At 59.0% G+C, this 2,344-nt stretch carries 1 protein-coding gene; it reads left to right on the top strand.

The window, feature by feature from the left end; all coding sequences use genetic code 11:
• Positions 1 to 56: 56 nt before the first annotated feature.
• Positions 57 to 2,300, top strand: a complete 2,244-nt coding sequence (gene relA, locus ACRESJ_RS09315; RefSeq protein WP_431757650.1) for a GTP diphosphokinase — start codon at positions 57 to 59, stop codon at positions 2,298 to 2,300.
• Positions 2,301 to 2,344 lie beyond the last annotated feature (44 nt).

Raw genomic sequence — 2,344 nt, forward strand, 5'->3', positions numbered from 1 at the left:
CAACGAAGGTCAGCGATTTGACGCATTGAATCTGCGTCGTAGGGAAGGTAAGCAAGATGGTACAGGTGAGAGCACACCAGCCGATCAACACCGACGGCAGTATCAATCTCGAGGCTTGGCTCGATCATGCGGTCAGTGTCGATCTGGCACTGGATCGCGAAGCCTTGAAAGAGGCCTGCGAGTTCGCTCGCGAGTCTGAGCAACAGGCCAATGCGGCCAAGAATCTATGGTCGGAAGGAAACTCGAGTTTCCGCACCGGCCTTGAGATCGCCGAGATTCTCGCCGACCTCAAACTCGATCAGGATTCGCTGGTTGCCGCGGTCCTGTACCGTGGTGTGCGCGAAGGCCAGATCAAGTTGCCGGCCGTCAGCCAGCGCTTCGGTCCGGTGGTAGCCAAACTGATCGACGGCGTGCAGCGCATGGCTGCGATCAGCGACAGCCTGAGCCCACGTAAATCCATGGTGATGGGCACTCAGGGCCAGGTCGAAAACCTGCGCAAAATGCTCGTGGCAATGGTCGACGACGTTCGAGTCGCCCTTATAAAACTGGCTGAGCGTACCTGCGCGATCCGTGCGGTGAAAACCGCCGATGACGAAAAACGTAACCGCGTGGCCCGTGAAGTCTTCGACATCTACGCGCCGCTCGCCCACCGTCTGGGTATTGGTCACATTAAATGGGAACTGGAGGATTTGTCCTTCCGTTACCTGGAGCCGGACCAGTACAAGCAGATCGCCAAGTTGCTCCATGAGCGACGACTGGATCGCGAGCGCTTCATCAGCGACGTGATGAGCCAGCTGAAAAACGAGCTGCAGGCCACCGGGGTCGAAGCCGATATCAGCGGTCGGGCCAAACACATCTATTCGATCTGGCGCAAAATGCAACGCAAGGGTCTGGAGTTCAGCCAGATCTACGACGTGCGTGCCGTTCGTGTACTGGTGCCGGAAATGCGCGATTGCTACACCGCACTCGGCATCGTCCACACCCTTTGGCGGCACATTCCGAAAGAGTTCGACGACTACATTGCCAACCCGAAGGAGAACGGCTATCGCTCGCTGCACACAGCGGTAATCGGTCCGGAAGGCAAGGTCCTGGAAGTGCAGATTCGTACCCATGCCATGCACGAAGAAGCTGAGCTGGGTGTGTGTGCGCACTGGAAGTACAAAGGCACTGACGTCAAGTCCGGTTCCAATCACTACGAAGAGAAAATTTCCTGGCTGCGTCAGGTTCTCGAGTGGCACGAAGAGCTGGGTGATATCGGTGGCCTGGCTGAGCAGCTGCGGGTCGATATCGAGCCCGATCGCGTCTACATCTTCACGCCTGATGGTCATGCCATCGACTTGCCCAAAGGCGCGACACCGCTGGACTTTGCCTACCGCGTACACACCGAAATCGGCCACAACTGCCGTGGCGCCAAGATCAATGGACGCATCGTTCCGCTCAACTACAGCCTGCAAACCGGTGAACAGGTCGAGATCATCACCAGCAAGCATGGCACCCCGAGCCGCGACTGGCTGAACTCGAACCTGGGCTACGTCACCACCTCTCGGGCGCGGGCGAAAATCGTTCACTGGTTCAAACTGCAGGCGCGCGACCAAAACGTTGCTGCTGGTAAAACCCTGCTCGAGCGCGAACTCAATCGCCTCGGTCTGCCAGCGGTGGATTTCGACAAGCTGGCCGACAAGGCCAACATGAAAACCGCCGAAGACATGTTCGCTGCACTCGGTGCCGGCGATTTGCGCCTGGCGCAACTGGTCAACCTGGCGCAGCAACTGGTCGAGCCTGAACGTGGCAACGAACAACTGGAGCTGATTCCACGCAAGGCTGCCGGCTATAAACCGGGCAAGCGCGGCGACATCCAGATCCAGGGTGTCGGCAACCTGATGACCCAGATGGCAGGCTGCTGCCAGCCACTTCCGGGGGACGCAATCGTCGGTTACATCACCCAAGGGCGTGGCGTGAGCATTCACCGCCAGGACTGTGCCTCGGCGCTGCAACTGGCCGGTCGCGAGCCGGAGCGGATCATTCAGGTCAGCTGGGGCCCGGTACCGGTGCTCACCTATCCGGTGGACATCGTCATCCGTGCTTACGACCGCTCTGGTCTGTTGCGAGATGTCTCACAGGTGCTGCTCAACGAGCGGATCAACGTGCTGGCGGTCAATACCCGCTCGAATAAAGAGGACAACACTGCGCTGATGTCCCTGACCATCGAGATCCCGGGGCTGGACGCGTTGGGGCGGTTGCTGGGTCGGATTTCCCAGTTGCCGAACATCATCGAAACCCGGCGTAACCGTACGCCTTAACGGGCGATGGATATCTCTGTAGGAGCTGCCGCAGGCTGCGATCT

Source organism: Pseudomonas sp. (assembly GCF_050739655.1).
Classification (GTDB): Bacteria; Pseudomonadota; Gammaproteobacteria; order Pseudomonadales; family Pseudomonadaceae; genus Aquipseudomonas.

What these genes read in the sequence shown, in the direction of transcription:
- relA (WP_431757650.1), top strand. Translation starts at nt 57, where the DNA reads ATGGTACAGGTGAGAGCACACCAGCCGATCAACACCGACGGCAGTATC.